16 protein-coding genes and 1 pseudogene are annotated in these 16129 nt (G+C 66.9%); 6 read left to right on the top strand and 11 right to left on the bottom strand.

Features of this window, described 5'->3' with window-relative positions; all coding sequences use genetic code 11:
• Positions 1 to 25: 25 nt before the first annotated feature.
• The 5 genes from kynU (at position 26) to A7D16_RS19095 (ending at position 6094) form a co-directional block, all read left to right on the top strand.
• Positions 26 to 1297, top strand: coding sequence for a kynureninase (gene kynU / locus A7D16_RS19115; protein WP_064634813.1), 1272 nt, complete (start codon positions 26 to 28; stop codon positions 1295 to 1297).
• Positions 1298 to 1617: 320 nt separating this feature from the next.
• Positions 1618 to 2985, top strand: a complete 1368-nt coding sequence (locus A7D16_RS19110; protein WP_064634812.1) for an FAD-dependent oxidoreductase — start codon at positions 1618 to 1620, stop codon at positions 2983 to 2985.
• Between the two features lie 289 nt (positions 2986 to 3274).
• Positions 3275 to 4720 carry an exodeoxyribonuclease I gene (gene sbcB, locus A7D16_RS19105; RefSeq protein WP_064634811.1) on the top strand — a complete coding sequence of 482 codons (1446 nt, stop codon included), beginning with the start codon at positions 3275 to 3277 and terminating at the stop codon, positions 4718 to 4720.
• Entirely contained in the window at positions 4717 to 5403 is a 687-nt protein-coding gene (locus A7D16_RS19100) for a DUF2461 domain-containing protein (RefSeq protein ID WP_064634810.1), read from the top strand. Before sbcB ends, A7D16_RS19100 begins: the two co-directional genes overlap by 4 nt.
• Before the next feature lie 124 nt (positions 5404 to 5527).
• Positions 5528 to 6094, top strand: coding sequence for a DUF2939 domain-containing protein (locus A7D16_RS19095; protein WP_064634854.1), 567 nt, complete (start codon positions 5528 to 5530; stop codon positions 6092 to 6094).
• A gap of 34 nt (positions 6095 to 6128) precedes the next feature.
• Here A7D16_RS19095 and A7D16_RS19090 read toward each other — a convergent pair whose 3' ends face one another.
• The 9 genes and pseudogenes from A7D16_RS19090 to A7D16_RS19055 all read right to left on the bottom strand — a co-directional run bounded on the left by A7D16_RS19090 (position 6129) and on the right by A7D16_RS19055 (position 14123).
• Positions 6129 to 6872: a spermine/spermidine synthase domain-containing protein gene (locus tag A7D16_RS19090; RefSeq protein WP_064634809.1), complete on the bottom strand. Its 744-nt coding sequence runs from the start codon at positions 6870 to 6872 to the stop codon at positions 6129 to 6131.
• Positions 6869 to 7834, bottom strand: a complete 966-nt coding sequence (locus A7D16_RS19085; protein ID WP_064634808.1) for a 5'-nucleotidase — start codon at positions 7832 to 7834, stop codon at positions 6869 to 6871. The genes A7D16_RS19090 and A7D16_RS19085 overlap by 4 nt, the downstream gene beginning before the upstream one ends.
• Before the next feature lie 174 nt (positions 7835 to 8008).
• The gene (locus A7D16_RS19080) at positions 8009 to 8785 is read right to left on the bottom strand and encodes an NAD kinase (protein WP_064634807.1); all 777 of its coding nucleotides are present in this window, start codon (positions 8783 to 8785) and stop codon (positions 8009 to 8011) included.
• Between the two features lie 157 nt (positions 8786 to 8942).
• Positions 8943 to 11078 (bottom strand): bifunctional 23S rRNA (guanine(2069)-N(7))-methyltransferase RlmK/23S rRNA (guanine(2445)-N(2))-methyltransferase RlmL, encoded by a 2136-nt coding sequence (rlmKL, locus tag A7D16_RS19075; RefSeq protein WP_064634806.1) that lies wholly within the window; start codon positions 11076 to 11078, stop codon positions 8943 to 8945.
• Positions 11075 to 11266, bottom strand: a complete 192-nt coding sequence (locus A7D16_RS22085) for a hypothetical protein (protein WP_082925879.1) — start codon at positions 11264 to 11266, stop codon at positions 11075 to 11077. The genes rlmKL and A7D16_RS22085 overlap by 4 nt, the downstream gene beginning before the upstream one ends.
• Positions 11245 to 12261 (bottom strand): annotated as a pseudogene (locus tag A7D16_RS19070) (ATP-binding cassette domain-containing protein); the annotation flags it as partial. The gene A7D16_RS22085 and the pseudogene A7D16_RS19070, both read right to left, overlap by 22 nt.
• Positions 12262 to 12548: 287 nt before the next feature.
• Positions 12549 to 13055 (bottom strand): GNAT family N-acetyltransferase, encoded by a 507-nt coding sequence (locus tag A7D16_RS19065; protein WP_064634804.1) that lies wholly within the window; start codon positions 13053 to 13055, stop codon positions 12549 to 12551.
• A 52-nt stretch (positions 13056 to 13107) separates the two neighbouring features.
• Positions 13108 to 13635, bottom strand: a complete 528-nt coding sequence (locus A7D16_RS19060; protein WP_064634803.1) for a YqiA/YcfP family alpha/beta fold hydrolase — start codon at positions 13633 to 13635, stop codon at positions 13108 to 13110.
• A complete protein-coding gene (locus tag A7D16_RS19055; protein ID WP_064634802.1) occupies positions 13632 to 14123 on the bottom strand; it encodes an MOSC domain-containing protein in 492 nt (163 codons plus the stop codon). The genes A7D16_RS19060 and A7D16_RS19055 overlap by 4 nt, the downstream gene beginning before the upstream one ends.
• A 23-nt stretch (positions 14124 to 14146) precedes the next feature.
• Here A7D16_RS19055 and A7D16_RS19050 point away from each other — a divergent pair, with 23 nt between their 5' ends.
• Entirely contained in the window at positions 14147 to 14722 is a 576-nt protein-coding gene (locus A7D16_RS19050; RefSeq protein WP_064634801.1) for an N-acetylmuramoyl-L-alanine amidase, read from the top strand.
• A gap of 141 nt (positions 14723 to 14863) precedes the next feature.
• Here the strand turns inward: A7D16_RS19050 and A7D16_RS23575 are convergent, their stop codons facing one another.
• Positions 14864 to 15010 (bottom strand): hypothetical protein, encoded by a 147-nt coding sequence (locus tag A7D16_RS23575; protein ID WP_161945042.1) that lies wholly within the window; start codon positions 15008 to 15010, stop codon positions 14864 to 14866.
• 77 nt (positions 15011 to 15087) lie between these two features.
• Positions 15088 to 16041 (bottom strand): DUF1684 domain-containing protein, encoded by a 954-nt coding sequence (locus A7D16_RS19045; RefSeq protein WP_064634800.1) that lies wholly within the window; start codon positions 16039 to 16041, stop codon positions 15088 to 15090.
• Positions 16042 to 16129: the final 88 nt, after the last annotated feature.

The following is a 16129-nucleotide window of genomic DNA, read 5'->3' as shown; positions in this document are numbered from 1 at the left end:
CCTGATCCGTGTTGCGAGCCCGACGATGACCGACCTGCTGTCCCGCGCCCATGCCGATGCACTGGACGCCGCCGACCCGCTGCGCAGCCTGCGCGATAGCTTCGTGTTCCCGCAGCACGCCGGCCAGGACCAGACCTATTTCGTCGGCAATTCGCTCGGCCTGCAGCCGCGTACTGCCCGCGCGATGGTGGCCGAGGTGCTCGACCAGTGGGGCGCGCTGGCGGTGGAAGGCCACTTCACCGGCCCCACCCAGTGGCTGACCTATCACCAGCTGGTGCGCGACGCGCTGGCCCGCGTGGTGGGGGCACACCCCGGCGAAGTGGTGGCGATGAACACCCTCAGCGTCAACCTGCATCTGATGATGGCCAGCTTCTATCGCCCCACGCCCGAACGCGGTGCGATCCTGATCGAGGCCGGTGCATTTCCATCCGATCGCCATGCGATGGAATCGCAACTGCGGCTGCACGGGCTGGATCCGGCCACGCAGTTGATCGAAGTGGAGGCCGACGAACCCAACGGCACGGTGTCGATGACAGCGATTGCCGAGGCCATCGCGCAGCATGGGCCGCGTCTGGCGTTGGTGCTGTGGCCCGGCATCCAGTACCGCACCGGGCAGGCCTTCGACCTGGCCGAGATCGTGCGGCTGGCGCGCGCGCAGGGCGCGGCGGTGGGTTTCGATCTGGCGCATGCGGTGGGCAATATCCCGCTCACCCTGCACGACGATGGCGTCGATTTCGCGGTGTGGTGCCACTACAAATATCTCAACGCCGGCCCCGGCGCGGTGGGCGGGTGCTTCGTGCACGCGCGGCATGCCAGCAGCGACCTGCCGCGCATGGCCGGCTGGTGGGGACACGAGCAGCAGACCCGCTTCCGCATGGATCCGCAGTTCGTGCCCTCGCCCGGTGCCGAAGGCTGGCAGCTGAGCAACCCGCCGGTGCTGGCGCTGGCCCCGCTGCGCGCGTCGCTGGATCTGTTCGACCAGGCCGGCATGGCCGCGCTACGCGCCAAATCCGAACAGCTCACCGGGCATCTGGAACAGCTGATCCACGCGCGCCTGACGCAGGTATTGCAGATCGTCACCCCGGCCGAACCGGCGCGACGCGGTTGCCAGCTGTCGTTGCGGGTGGCTGGCGGACGCACGCAGGGCCGCTCGCTGTTCGAGCATCTGCACGCAGCCGGCGTGCTTGGCGACTGGCGCGAACCGGACGTGATCCGCATTGCGCCGGTGCCTCTGTACAACCGCTTCAGCGATCTGCACCGGTTCGTGGAGCAGGTGGAACGCTGGGCTGCCGCTTGAAGCAACTCACCACTGAGTGCGCTCATCGCCACGCGGACATGGCCAATCGCCGGCATCGGCATGGACCGGTCGTCCACTGACGCTACCGAGCGCGCCGTCCACGCCTGCCTGACGAGGTCTTACTGCAGTTTGCGCTGCGCGCCTGAACATGCACGGCACGGACTGTGCCATCCAACGGCGGCGCGCCTGTAGGGATTCGACACGCACCCGACGTACACTTCCAGCCCGCTCCTCGCTGAAAGCGCTGCGCGCCTGACGCTAGCCGCTCCACGTTCTCCATCTCCGCCGGCACCTGCGTCCGGCCGCTGCCGGACATTGCATTGAGCCCAGTTTCCCCGCGTTCCCTGACCTTGATCGGCGCCGGTCTGGCCGGTTGCCTGCTGGCCATCCTGCTGTCGCGTCGCGGCTGGCAGGTCACCGTGTACGAACGGCGTGGCGACCCCCGCATCAAGGGCTACGAGTCCGGCCGCTCGATCAATCTGGCGCTGGCCGAACGTGGCCGACATGCGCTGCGCCAGGCCGGCGCCGAAGAGGCAGTGATGGCCAAGGCGGTGATGATGCGCGGGCGCATGGTGCACCCGGTGAGCGGAGCGCCGCAGCTGCAACGCTACGGCCGCGACGACAGCGAGGTGATCTGGTCGATCCATCGCGCCGCGTTGAATGTCGCGCTGCTGGACCTGGCCGAACAGGCCGGAGCACGCGTGCATTTCTATCGCCGCCTGCACACGGTCGATTTCGACGCCGGCTACGCGCGCTTCATCGACGACCGCGACGACCAGCCGCACGAAATCCACTTCCAGAGCCTGATCGGCAGCGATGGCGCCGGCTCTGCACTGCGCGCGGCGATGCAGCGCAAATCGCCACTGGGCGAGCGCACTGAATTTCTGGATCATTCGTACAAGGAACTGGAAATTCCGCCACTGCCCGGCGGCGGCTTCCGCATCGAAGGCAATGCGCTGCACATCTGGCCGCGCGGGCGCTATATGTGCATCGCGCTGCCCAACGATGGCGGCACCTTCACCGTCACCCTGTTTTTGCCCAACGCCGGCGAGCCGAGCTTTGCCACCACGCGTACCGGCGATGAGGCATTGGCGTTGTTCGCGCGCGATTTTCCCGATGCGTTGCCGCTGATTCCGCAGCTCAAGGAACATTGGGAAGAGCATCCGCCCGGGCTGCTTGGCACCCTGACCCTGGACCGCTGGCATCTGGATGGCCGGGCCCTGCTGATCGGCGATGCCGCGCACGCGATGGTGCCGTTCCACGGCCAGGGCATGAATTGCGCCTTCGAAGATTGCGTGGCGCTGGCGGATCAGCTGGATGCGCACGACGACCTCGCCAGCGCGTTCGCCGCGTTCGCCGCTGCGCGCCGCGACGATGCGGCGGCGATCCAGCAGATGGCGCTGGAGAACTACCTGGAAATGCGCGACCGCGTCGACGACCCCGACTTCCTGCTGCAGCGCGAACTCGAACAGCAGCTGCAGGCGCGCTGGCCCACCCGCTTCGTGCCGCACTACACCATGGTGACGTTCCTGCGCACGCGCTATTCGATTGCGCTGGCGCGCAGCGACATCCAGCGCGAGATTCTGGTCGAGGCCACACGCGGGCACAGCGACCTGTCGCGCATCGACTGGGCAGCGCTGGAAGCGATCGTGCATGCACGCCTGGAGCCGCTGGAGGGCGCGCACTGATAGCTGCGTCGGCTGTGGCCGGTAGCATCAACGTCTGCGCTGCGGACGGTGACGGCGCGCTGGCCTGATCGCTGAACTGATGGATGTCTCACCGGCGCGGCGTCGGCAGCTGCCGGACACGTGCAAGTGCGCTGTGCGTGGCAGGCAGCTGAATCCAGACAATTCGCCCCACGGGCGCAGCTAGACCCTTCTCACAGCCGCGCCTCAGCGTGCCGGCGCTGCGATGAGGGATACTAGCGGCACCGGCAGCGCGTACGCCGTGCGCTGCGCATCTGGATCCCGCACCCGCATGCCTGACAGTTTTCTCTTCTACGACCTGGAAACCTTCGGCCAGGATCCGCGCCGCACCCGCATCGCGCAGTTCGCCGCGGTGCGGACCGACGCGCAGCTGCGCGTGATCGAAGAGCCGATCAGCTTCTTCGTGCAGCCGGCCGACGATCTGCTGCCCTCGCCCTACGCCACCATGGTCACCGGCATCACCCCGCAACACGCACTGCGCGAAGGCGTGAGCGAAGCCGAAGCGTTCGCGCGCATCGCCGAGCAGATGAGCCGGCCGCAGACCTGCACACTGGGCTACAACTCGATCCGCTTCGACGACGAGTTCGTGCGCTGCGGCCTGTTCCGCAATTTCTACGACCCCTACGAGCGCGAGTGGCGCGGCGGCAATTCGCGCTGGGATCTGCTGGATGTGCTGCGGCTGGTGCATGCGCTGCGCCCGGACGGCATCGTCTGGCCGCAGCGCGAAGACGGCGCCACCTCGTTCAAGCTGGAGCACCTGGCCAACGCCAACGACGTGCGCGAAGGCGATGCGCACGAAGCGTTGTCGGACGTGTACGCCACCATCGGCATGGCGCGCAAATTTCAGCAGCATCAGCCAAAACTGTGGGACTACGCGCTGCGCCTGCGCGACAAGCGCTTTGCCGCCACGTTGCTGGATGTCATTGCGATGGAGCCGGTGCTGCATGTGTCGCAACGTTACCCGGCATCGCGCCTGTGCGCTGCTGCGGTGTTGCCGCTGACGCGGCATCCGCGCATCGACAGCCGCGTGATCGTGTTCGATCTGGACGGCGACCCGGAAGTGCTGTTGCGGCTGAGCCCCGACGAGATTGCCGACCGGCTGTATGTCCGCGCGGCAGATTTGCCCGAAGGCGAGCAGCGCATCCCGCTGAAAGAAGTGCATTTGAACAAGTCGCCCGCGCTGGTGGCCTGGCAACACCTGCGCGCGGCGGATTTTCAGCGCCTGGGTGTCGATCACGACGCGGTCGTGGCCAAGGCAGCGCGGTTGCGTGAGCTTGGCCCGGCGCTGGCCGAGAAAGTGCGCCAGGTCTACGGCAACGAGCGTGCGGCGGCAGCGGCGGTCAACGATGCCGACGCCTCGCTCTACGATGGATTTCTGGCCGAAGGCGACAAGCGTCTACTTGCGCAGGTGCGAGCCAGCGCGCCGGCCGAATTGGGTGCGCTGGAAGCGCGTTTCCGCGACCCGCGCCTGGTCGAGCTGCTGTTCCGCTACCGCGCCCGCAACTGGCCGCAGACGCTGTCGTTCGACGAGCAAGAGCGCTGGAATGGGTACCGCCGCCAGCGCCTGCTCGAAGACCGTGGCCTGGGCGAAGTCACCCTGGACCAGTACAACGCGCAGATTGCGGATTTACGGCTTGCTCACCCCGACGATGCTACCAAGCAAGCCCTACTCGACCAGCTCGCCGCCTGGGGTTCGGACCTCCAACGCACGCTATGACCACCTACTTTTCCGACGCCAGCTTCAAGTTCCTGCGCGCCCTGGCCCGCCACAACGACAAGACCTGGTTCAACGACCACCGGCATCAGTACGAAGCGCATGTGCGCCAGCCGTTTCTGCAGCTGATCACCGACCTGCAGCCGGCGTTGGCGCAGGTTAGCGAACACTATCGCGCCGATCCCAAGACCCAGGGCGGATCGCTGTTTCGCATCTATCGCGATGCGCGCTTTTCCAACGACAAATCGCCGTACAAGAACTGGCAGGGCGCGCGCCTGTTTCACGAGCGTCGCCGCCAGATGCCGGCGCCGTCGTTCTATATCCATCTGCAGCCGGGCGAAAGTTTTGTCGGCGCCGGTCTGTGGCACCCGGAGCCGGACACGCAGCGCAAGCTGCGCCAGTTCATTTTCGACAACCCCGGCAGCTGGAAAGCCGCCGCGCACGACCCGAAGTTGCTGCGCAAGTTCACTCTGGACGACAGTGAAAAGCTGGTGCGCGCACCGCGTGGATTCCCTAACGATTTCGAGTTCATCGACGATCTCAAGCACCGCAACTGGGCGTATCTGCGTCCCCTCGACGACAGCCTGATGACCGGGCTGCGGCTGCGCCAGACCATCGAAGCGGACCTGCTTATCCTGGCACCGTTCGTCGACTACCTGTGCGCGGCCCTGGATCTGGAATTTTGACGACACGCCCGGCGCGCGCGCCCTGCAGTGCTGCGCCACTCAAGCGTGTGCCGCGGGGGCATTACCTGGTGCGTACATGCGTCGCAATGACGCGCTCAACGCCAACCGCAATGGAGTGCGCACGATGAAGAAGCGTTGGTTGCTGCTGCCGGTGCTGGTCATCGTGCTGCTGGCCGGCTACGTCGTGGCCGGGCCGTATCTGGCCATCCGCGGCATCAGCGCGGCGGTGTCCGAGCGCGATGCCGCGCAACTGGAGCGGTACGTTGACTTCCCCAGCCTGCGCGTCAACCTCAAGGCGCAGCTGGACGACTATCTGGTTCGCCAGGCCGGCAGCAGTATGCAATCCAGTCTGCTCGGCGGATTCGCCCTGCAACTTGCCAGCGGCATCAGCGGCGCCGGCGTGGATACCCTGGTGACGCCGCTCGGCATCGGCGCGCTGCTGCAAGGCCACAGCGTCTGGAACCGCGTCACCGGCGACACCGTCAGCGCCGACACCTATGCCGCACCGGCGCCGGCGCGGCCACTGCAAGGCGCCGAACAACGTTTCGAATCCACCCGCCGTTTCACTGCCACCACCCACACCGCCACCGGCGCACCGGTGGTGTTCGTGCTGACCCGCGAAGGCCTGCGCTGGCGGCTGACCGATATCCGCTTGCCATTGGCAGCTGCACAAGCCGGGCAGGCACGCTAACGCTGCAGCCACCAGCCGCGCGCAAAACACCCGCTCACGAAAACCGCCAGGCGCGCTCCATCCAGGCTGCTTGCAGGCGCAGCATCGCCGGCCGCAACTGCCGGCGTGCCGACCATGCCAGGCCGGCCAGCGCTTCGTCCGGCGGTCCTGGCGTGCGTCTGCCATTCCAGGCGAACACCACCTGATTGCGCAGATCCACCTCGGGCAACACCAGCACCAGGCCGTCGAACAGCGCGCGCAGCTGCGCCAGAGGCTCGGCCAGCGGCACCTGGAACAGATTGAACGCCAGCACCCCACCCGGGGTGAGCGCCGCGCGACAATCGGCGTAGAACGCGGGCGTCTGCAGCGCCGCCGGAATGCCATCGGCGTCGTAGGCATCCAGGAGCAGGATGTCGTAGCGTCCCGCCCGCGATGCGATCCAGTCCGCGCCATCGGCGTGCGTGACCTCCAGCCGCGCGTCGTCGGGCGGCACACCGAATGCCTCGCGCAGCGCGAGCACCTGCGCATCGGCATCCACTGCCTCGATGCGGGCACCGCGCAGATACCGGTGGCAAAACCTGGCCTGCGCGCCGCCGCCAAAACCAATGATGCCGATGCGCTGCGGGCGCGGCTGCAGCCACAGCGCCGCCAGCATGCTGCAGGTGTACGGCAGCAACAGCCGATGCGGCGCCCAGCGCGACATCCGCGTCTGCACGGTGTCTTCGGCGAACGACAGTTCCCGCGTGCGCCAGCTCAGACGCAGCGCGGCGCGCCCCGGCGTGCGCGGCGCGTCGCTCATGCAGGCGGCGGATCGTTGGCCACGCCGTGCGGCACATGCCCGGCAGCCACGTGCTGATGTTGGCGCGCACTGTCGATGTTGTGCTGCGAATCGTCGAAGAAGATATCCGCGCCAAACGCCTCCAGAAACGGCCCCTTGTGCCGCCCGCCGAGGAAGAGCGCCTCGTCCAGACGCACGCCCCACTCGCGCAAGGTGCGAATCACCCGCTCATGCGCCGGTGCCGAGCGCGCCGTCACCAGCGCAGTGCGGATCGGCGAGGCCTCACCGGGCGGAAACGCCGCCTGCAAGGTGTGCAGCGCCGACAGAAAATTGCGGAACGGCCCCACCGACAACGGCTCGCGTGCGCGTTCGCGCTCATGACGGCCGAACGCTTCCACGCCCTGCTCGCGCGAGATGCGTTCGCTCTCGTCGCCGAAAATCACCGCATCGCCGTCGAAGGCGATACGCAGCTGTGTAGGCAGACGGCTTTCGTCGTTGTCCACGATTGCCGCGGCAGCTTCGGCGCGTTCGCCCGGTGCGCGCGGCATGATGGTCGCTGCGGCAATGCCATGGCTCAGCGCGCGCCGCACCGATTCCGGATTGGCCGACAGGAACAGATCGGTACCGAATGGCTTCACGTACGGCCAGGTCGGCTCGCCCGAGGTGAACGTGGCACGCACGATGCCCAGGTTGTAATGCTGGATCGAGTTGAAGATGCGCAGCCCGGTATCGGCGGAATTCCGCGAGAGCAGGATGACTTCCACGCGCGGCGCGTCTTCGGGCACATCGTGATTGAGCGCCAGCAGCTTGCGCACCACCGGGAACGCGACGCCGGGCTCAAGAATATCGTCCTCATGCTCGCGCTGGAACGCCGAATACGCCTCCACCCCATCGGCCTCGAACAGCGCATGGCCTTCTTCCAGATCGAACAGGGCGCGCGAGGTCACCGCGACGGTCAATAATCTTGGGGAGTTGTCGGGCATTGGGGGGCCGGAAATGGAGAATCGGGAATGGGGAATGGGTTGAAGCAGAAACGGCAGATCGGGATGCGATCAGCCATCCACGCGGCATCGTAGCGCGTGTGCGCAGTTCTCAAGACTACCTGCCGAGCTTCTGCCTTCGCCAATCGCAAATCCCCACTGCCCAATCCCCGCACCTCACACCGCAAACTGCTCGCTGAAGATGCGCTCTTCCAGGTTGTGTTCGGGGTCGAACAACAACGTGACCTGGCGTTGCGTGGATTCGCGGATGGTCACTTCCACCACGTCGCGGATTTCGTGCGAATCGGCAGTGACACTGACCGGGCGCTTGTATGGGTCGAGCACGCGGAAACGCACTTCGGTATCGGCCTTGAGGATGGCGCCGCGCCAGCGGCGCGGGCGGTACGGTGCGATCGGCGTCAGCGCCAGCGTGTGCGAGCCCAGCGGCAGGATCGGCCCGTGCGCCGAATAGTTGTACGCAGTGCTGCCGGCCGGCGTGGCCACCATCACCCCGTCGCCGATCAACTCGGCAATGCGGGTCTGGCCGTTGAGATCCACGCTCAGATGCGCGGCCTGACGGGTCTGCCGCAACAGCGAGACCTCGTTGTAGGCCAGCGAGCGGGCACTGGCGCCGGATTCGGTCTGCACCTGCATCTCCAGCGGGCGCAGATACGCCGGCTCGGCACGCTGCAGGCGCTCCAGCAGGTCGTCCTCGTCGTCGCGGTACTGATTCATCAGGAAGCCGACCGAGCCCAGCTTCATGCCGAACACCGGCTTGTCGGAGGCGCCATGCCGGTGCAGCGTCTGCAGCATGAATCCGTCGCCACCCAGCGCGCAGACAATGTCGGCGCTGTCCAGCGCGTGGTCGCCATAGCGCTGCACGAGACGTGTGCGCGCGGTCACCGCCGGCTCGGCGGGGCTGGCAAGAAAGGCGATGCGAGGTGGTGCGGTCATCGTTGACTCCAAAGCATGCGAATCAGCATACCGCAGCCCTGTGCCGGGCTTGTTGCGATCCTCCCCTGCCCTCGCACACGCGGCCGCGCCCGGCAATCGTGCTTGCCGGCAACGTCGCTGCGGCAAGCAGCACTCCATCGGACGCAGCCGGCTGCACTCAGGCCGTCAACCGCCAGGCACGGTGAATCCGCGCATGCCGCTCGAAATCCGGGTCGATGGTGCGCGGGCTGATCTCCTCGCACTGCGCGAACTCGGCCACTGCTTCCTCGTCCAGCTTGAAGCGGCGGAAGTTGTTGGAGAAATACAGCACGCCGCCCGGCGCCAACCGCGCCACTGCCGCACGCAGCAGGCGCACGTGTTCGCGCTGGATATCGAAATCTTCCGCACGCGCAGAGTTGGAGAAGGTCGGCGGGTCGCAGAAGATCACATCGAAATGCGCGCGTTCGGCTTCCAGCCACGCCAGTGCATCGGCCTGCACCAACTTGTGCTTGCTGCCGGCCTGCCCGTTCAACGCCAGATTATCGGCGCACCATTGCAGATAGGTGCCGGACAGATCCACGCTGGTGGTGGAGGCCGCGCCAGCCACCGCCGCTTCCACGCTGGCCACGCCGGTGTAGCAGAACAAATTGAGAAAGCGGCGCCCCTTGGACTGCTGCGCCATGGTGCCGCGCAGCGGGCGATGGTCCAGAAACAGCCCGGTATCCAGATAATCGAACAGATTCACGCGCAGCAACGCGCCGTGTTCGCGCACGTGGACGATTTCGTTGCGCTGTTCGAAACGGCCGTACTTGCTGCCGCCCTTGCCGCGCTCGCGCGACTTCAGCGCAACGCGCTCGGCCGGCACCTCAAACACCTCGCGCGCGGCGGCCAGCAATTCATTGAGACGACGGCGTACATCGGCCTCCGGGATCGTTGCGGGCGCTGCGTATTCCTGCACATGCAGGAAGATGCGCCGGTCGCCATCGGCTTGCTGGTACACATCGATGGCCGCGGAATATTCCGGCAGGTCGGCGTCGTAGGCGCGGAAGCATTCGATGCCTTCGCGCGCGCGCCATTTCTTGAATTTCTGCAGGTTCTTGCGCAAGCGGTTGGCCACCATCTGTGCGCCTTCGCTGAGCGCAGTCGGCGCAGCCAGCGGGGTGCGCCGCGGCACCGCGATCGGGTCGCAGACGATCAGCGCGCACTCGATCGCGCCATTGAACAACTGATATTTCTTGCCCGCGCGCAGGCCGGTGGCATACGCCAGCTCGGCATTGCCGCACAACAGGCTGGCCCGCCACTGCGGCACGGCGCGCTGCAGGGTATCGCCCAGGCGCCGATACAGCGCCGCATCGGCCGCCAGGCGCTCGTCATAGGGCGGATTGCACACCACCACGCCGGTGGCCTGCGGCGGGGTCTGCAGATCGCCGACCTCGCGCACGCCGAACCAGATCGCCTCGGCCACGCCGGCGACTTGCGCATTCTCTTTCGCAGCGCGGATCGCGTGCGGGTCCATGTCGCTGCCGTGAATCACCTGCCTGAGCGCAGCGCGGCCAACGCTGTCGCGTTCGCGCGCTTGGTTGACCAGTTGTTGCCAGTGGTCGCGGTCGAAACCGCGCCAACGGCTGGGCACATCGCTGCCGTAGCGCTGCAGACCCGGCGCGACGTCGGCGGCCATCAACGCGCCTTCGATCAGCAGCGTGCCGCTGCCGCACATCGGGTCCAGCAGGCCGCCGCCATCGGCATAGGCGCGCGTCCAGCCGGCGCGCATCAGCACCGCCGCAGCCAGGTTTTCCTTCAACGGCGCCTCGTTCTGCGCCATGCGCCAGCCGCGCCGATGCAGCGGGCCGCCGCCCAGATCCACCGAAATGGTGGCGCGGCCCTTGCGCAGCGACAGGTTCAGGCGCAGGTCCGGGCTTTCCACATCCACCGACGGGCGCTCCAGCCCCTGCCGGCGCATGGTGTCCACCACGGCGTCCTTGATGCGCTGCGCTGCGTAGCGGGCATGGGTGATGGCGGTACCGGACACATGCGCGTCCACCGACAGCGTGTGCCCCACCGACAGGTGCTCGTCCCATGGCAACTCGGCCACGCCGGCGTACAGCGCGTCTTCGTCCGGGCAATCGAACTCGCTCAGCGGCCACAGCACGCGGCTGGCCAGGCGCGACCACAGCACGGCGCGCTGCGCATCGCGCAGTTCGCCCTCGACATTGACGCCGGAGATGGTGGCGGTGGCCTTGCTGGCGCCGAGCGCGAGCAGCTCGTCGGCAAGCAGGTATTCCAGGCCTTTGGCACAGGATGCGAAGAATTTCACGTAGGCAGGTATCGATAAAGACGCTGGCCGCGGCGGCGAGCGTGGGAGCAGGACAGCGGGCCGGCGCCCTGGTGGGCAATGCCGTGGCCGCCGTGGACGGGCCGCAAATGGTCGGCCATCGCAGCCGGCATTACCAGCCCGGCAGCGGGATCGGCCGCCGCACGGTTCACCACGGCGCCAGCCGCCACTGCGCCTGCGCGGTGTCCAGCCGCTGCTGCAGGCCCAGCCGTTGCAGGAAAGCAGCGTCGTGTGAGGCAACGATCAGCGCACCCTGATAGCCGCACAGCAACGCTTCAATCGCTTCCACCGAGGCCAGATCCAGGTGGTTGGTCGGCTCGTCCAGCAACAGCAGTTGCGCCGGCTGCGCCCGGTACAACGCGCAGGCCAGCGCCGCCTTGAGCCGCTGGCCGCCGCTGAGCTGGCCGCTGGGCAGGTCGGCACGCGCCTGGTCCAGCCCCAGCAGCGCCAGGCGCAGCCGCTGTGCGTGGGCCGGCGCGCCCGGATCTGCATCGCACAGTTGCGCTGCGGCCGAGCGCGCCGGGTCCAGCAGCCCCAGGTCCTGATCCAGATAGGCCACCGGCACCTGCATCTGACAGTGCCCCGCACTTGGTTGCAGGCGCCCTGCCAGCAGTTGCAACAACGCGGACTTGCCGCTGCCATTGGGGCCGACCAGACCGATCCGCGGCTGCCCCTGCAGCAACAGGTCCACGCGCCGCCCGCCCAACCGCACGCCGGCCAGCTCCACCTGCTGCAGCGTGGCCAGACGTTGCGATGCGCCGGTGGGTGCGGTCGGCGCCAGCACGGCAATCGCGCGATCTGCCTCCACCTGCGCTGCGGCCTGCACCACCGCTTCGCTCAGCCGCAGCTGTTCGGCCTGACGTTGCTGCTGCAGCCGCCCCGCGCTGACTTCGCTGCGTTGCTTCTGCCTGCCCAGCAGGATCGACGCTTGATTGGCCTGCCCCGCAGCGCGCGCACCGCGTGCCTGGCGTTGCTGTTGACGCTGCAACTGCTCGCGCAGTGCCTGCTCGCCGCGTGTACGTGCATGTTTGCGTTGGGCCAGCAGATCGGCGGCCGCCTGTTGTTCGATGGCGCGCTGCTGCGCATAAAACGTGTAATTGCCGCCATAGCTGCGCAGCCCCTGCGCGGACAGCTCCAGCATCCGCCGCATCGCGTCGAGCAGGCCGGTGGCGCGTTGGTCGATGTGGATAGTCAGATCGGAAAATAGCCGGCTGCCATCGGGCAGCACATACGCAACGCCTTCCAGCGTCAGCGACGGATGGGTCATACGGGTCTCCATTGCATGCCAGCACACGCGCCGATCCAACCGGATCAGCAGCGGGTAAGGCCGTCATCACGACGGCGGCATCAATGGCGCATTGGACCGATCCTCGAAGGGTTACGTGCAACCAGTCTAACCTGCAGCTCCAGCGGCGACATCCGCGCAGCAGACCGAGCGCATGCAGGCGGCGCTCAACCCAACCCGAATGCCGGGTGATAAGACACATCGGCCAGCGGCAGCAGACGGTCGCCAAAGGCCAGCGCCTGCAGTTCTGATGCGGGCACATCGGGCAACACCAGGCCGGGTTCGACCGCAAAGCCCAACCGCTTGAAGAACGCCGGCTCGCCCAGCGCCAGGCAACCTGCCGCGCCGCGCTCGCGCAGGCTGGCGAGCGCCGCCTGCACCAGCCGCGTGCCCAGACCCTGTTTTTGGTGCCCAGGCCCCACCGCCAGCGGGCCGAGCGCGAACCAGCCGGGCGAATCGTCGGACAACGTTACCGGCGACACCGCCAGGTGTCCCACCACATAGCCGTCGTGGTCGGCCACCAGCGACAACACCAGTGCGCCGTCCTGGCGCAAGGCGGCGATCACGTGCTGCTCGTCGTGGCGGCTATGCTCGGCGCGCATGAACGCGACCATCGTCAGGATCTCGATGGCCGCGGCATCGCCATCGGTGGCTTCGCGGATCAAGACGTCCATCGGCAGTCCCACGCGCCACGGCCGGTCGCGCGCATCGGCATCGGCATGCGCATCACAGGCTCTGCAACAGTTCGGCGAACGCGCGGGCCGAAGCGTCGACATGCGATGCCAGGCGATGTTCGTCGTCGACCAGCAACAAGCGTGCGCCGCGCGGTTGCGCCCAGGCGATCACATCGGCGGCCGGAATCAGTTCGTCGCGCCAAGCATGCACGATCGAGATCGGCACATGGGCGGCGTCCAGCGCCGGCAGTGGCCCCATCGTGGTGGGCGGCACCATCAGGAACAACGCGCGGGTGGGCACCTGCAACGACACCAACCCGGCGATATAAGAACCCAGGCTCGAGCCGACCAGCACCAACGGCCCCTTGTCGGCGGCCGCACGCGCAATCTCCAGCAGGCGTTGCAGCCGGCCATGCACATCGCCCAGCGTGCTCACCTCGCGGCGTGCATCCAGGTCGGTGTAATCCGGGCGTTCGTGAGTCCAGCCCAGCTGCTCGGCCACCTGCGCCAACGCGGTCACTTTCAGGGCGTCCGGGCCGCTTTCGAAGCCATGCGAGAGGATGCAATGCCCGCGACTCATAGCGCCTGCACCGGATCGCCAATGCGCAGCACGCCACCGCGCAGGACGCGCGCGCACAGCCCGCCATGGCCGCGCATCGCGTTGTAGCCGCCCGCGCCCAAGGCATCTTCCATGCGCGAACACGGGTCGCACGGGTCGGTACCTTCCAGCTCGACCTCGCCGATCCGAAACCGCCGCCCTTTCAGCGCGATCAACGGAATGCCCGACACCACCAGATTGCGCCGCAGCGTGGCCGGCGCGATGGCCGCATGCCCTGCCAGCGCTGCGATCACCGGCAGATGCTCGGCCTGGATCAGGGTCACACCACGCTTGCCGCTGCCGCCCTTGTAGCGGTCTCCCACCAGGCCAATGCCAGTGGTGACCTGCGCTGCATCCACCTCCAGCATCGCCACGTCACGCGCCGGACGCACGCCGATCCAGGTCACCTGACCGGTCTGCGGCAGCGTCGCCATCAATTTGCCCAAAGGGCTGTCGGGATTCAAAGCCATCGTCGAATGCTAGCATTCGCGTCATGTCCGATGCCGTCCTGCCGTCGCCACCGATCACCTACGCGCCGTTGTCCTACGAATCGCGCCTGGCGCGACGCGCGCTCACCCAGATCGACATGGTGGTCATCCATTGCACCGAATTGCCGGACATGGCGATGGCGCGCGAATACGGCGAGCGCGTGCTCTACGACAGCGGCACCGGCAACAGCGGGCATTACTACCTCGATCGCAACGGCAGCATCCAGCAATACGTTGCCCTGGAGCGCGTTGCGCATCATGTGCGCGGGCATAACCCGCATACGCTGGGCATCGAACTGGTCAACAGCGGGCGTTATCCGCACTGGCTGGATTCGCGTCATCAGGACATGACCGAGCCGTACCCCGAAGCGCAGATCACCGCGCTGATCACCTTGTTGCAGTGGCTGCAGCAGCAGCTGCCCTCGGTGCGCCGCATCGCCGGGCATCAGGCGCTGGATACCACCCAGGAAGCGGCCAGCGACGATCCTTCGCGCAAGATTCAGCGCAAACTCGACCCCGGCCCGTTATTTCCGTGGCCGCGCATCGAAGCGGCAGTGCGCTGGTCGCACTCCTCGCGCTAGAAAACACTCAGACACTGCGCAACGCGTGCACACGTCAGACGCGTGATGGCAGCGTCGGATCCGTGTGGCTCACGGAACTACTGCACGGCACCCAGGCCGAGTAACCGGGGCTCGGCAGCGGCCGCGTACCACGCGTACGGCTCAACCCAGGCGCACCGCCAGCCACCAACCGATGACTGCTTGCTGCTTTCCAGCCACGTTCGATCGCATCGGGTCGCGCGCGCAGTGGTGCGCTAAGTGATTCAGCTTGCGCGCCAATTCCATCTTTCGAAAAAAGAACACCTGCACGACAGCGATCGATTGCACTGACTAAGCAGCGAAAAAAACACCTTCCAAGCCGCGCACCGCGCACCGCTGCATCGCGCTCAGCGCTCCGCTGCGCGATAGGTTTTTTCGCCTGCGTTCACCGCCACATCCAGTCGATTTTCAGGCGATGCGATCGGGCAAACCACATGCGGCGTCAGTGCGCACGGCGGATTTTCAGCCAGATTGAAATCGAGCAGCACCCGACCATCGCGGGGCAGCGCGGTATAGAGATAACGCGCGCCGCCATAACTTTCCTTGCCGCTGGTACGGTCGGCAAACAGGAAGAACAGGCCCTGGCCATCCTCCTGCAGCAGCGGCTGCAAACGGTATTCATGACCATTGCGCGAAAACACCGCCTCTCCGGGCACGTCCACGGTCAGTGGCGTGCCGATCGACGTCAGCAAGGTGGTCACGCGTGGCGCGGCATACGGTTGCCACTGCGCCTGGATGCGCCACTGCGGATCGGTCGGGAAATAGTCCAGCCCCGCGAACTGCGTCAGTGCCGGCGCTGATGGGTCGCGGAAACGCCATCCGTACAGGGTGCCGGTCTGCACCAGATAGAACTGACGTCCGTCGACGTCCAGGCGGTCGCCGCGCTGCCCTGACCGCTCCGGTTCCAGCCGTACCTCATCGATGCGGCGCCCATCGAGCGCCACCGACGCGGCGGCATCTGCGCGAAATCGCACCTGCCCTGCCGCATCCAACGTCAATAGCCCCAGCTGCGCAGGGCCGGCAGGCAGCACGATATCGCTGCGCGGGTCGCTCCCTACCCGGTACTGACCGGCGCGCACGCGGCCCGAACCGGTATAGCTCAACCAGCCATCGGGCGCGCGCAGCTGCTTCAATCGCTCCGCCCGCGCACGCTCCAGCGCGATGCGATAGGCATCGTGCTGCACCACGTTTCGACCACGGGCAGCAGGCGCATCGTTGGCATCGGCAGTCGACCGCGCCGAACAGGCAACCATCAACCCCACCGCGACGCACAGCGCGCCCACCCGAAACTGCAACCGCATCGCTCACCCAGCACTGCAAGAAACTGCGCTCCGCGCAGCGAACCTGCGTCCCCACAGGCCACCATTCCTGCAGCCATTGTGCCTGTAA

Origin of the sequence: Xanthomonas nasturtii (assembly GCF_001660815.1) — a bacterium.
In the GTDB taxonomy this organism is placed as follows: domain Bacteria; phylum Pseudomonadota; class Gammaproteobacteria; order Xanthomonadales; family Xanthomonadaceae; genus Xanthomonas; species Xanthomonas nasturtii.
The sequence above is the reverse complement of the archived record's forward strand: the minus strand, read 5'-3'. Positions and strand labels throughout refer to the sequence as shown.